Genomic DNA, 412 nt, shown 5'->3' on the forward strand with positions numbered 1-412 from the left:
CGCGTACGGCGGCACCGGCGGCATGCGCTTCGCTGTCGGCCTGACGCGCCAGCTCGGCGTTCTGGCGCACGGTGGAGGTCAGCTCCTCCATCGACGCGGCAGCTTCCTCCAGGTTGGCCGCCTGCTGCTCCGTGCGGCGCGACAGGTCGTTGTTGCCGGCGGCCAGTTCCTGGGCCGCGTTGTTGATGCTGTCGGCAGCCACCTGGATGCCCCGCACAATGCCCGTCAGCTGCGCGGTGGTGGTATTGGCGTCGTCGCGCATGCGCGCGAACACGCCGTCGTACTCACCGTCCATGCGTGCGGTCAGGTCACCGTGCGAGATCGCGCGCAGCACGTCGGAAACATCGGCAATGCTGGCCTGCGAACTGGCCATCATGCCGTTGAGGTGTTCGACCATCGCCTTGAACTGGTA

At 67.5% G+C, this 412-nt stretch carries 1 pseudogene; it reads right to left on the reverse strand.

Annotated elements, in window-relative coordinates:
• Positions 1-412, reverse strand: a pseudogene (locus tag EEB19_RS26550) (methyl-accepting chemotaxis protein); the annotation flags it as partial.

The organism is Gordonia sp. OPL2 (assembly GCF_003797825.1).
GTDB lineage: Bacteria > Actinomycetota > Actinomycetes > Mycobacteriales > Mycobacteriaceae > Gordonia.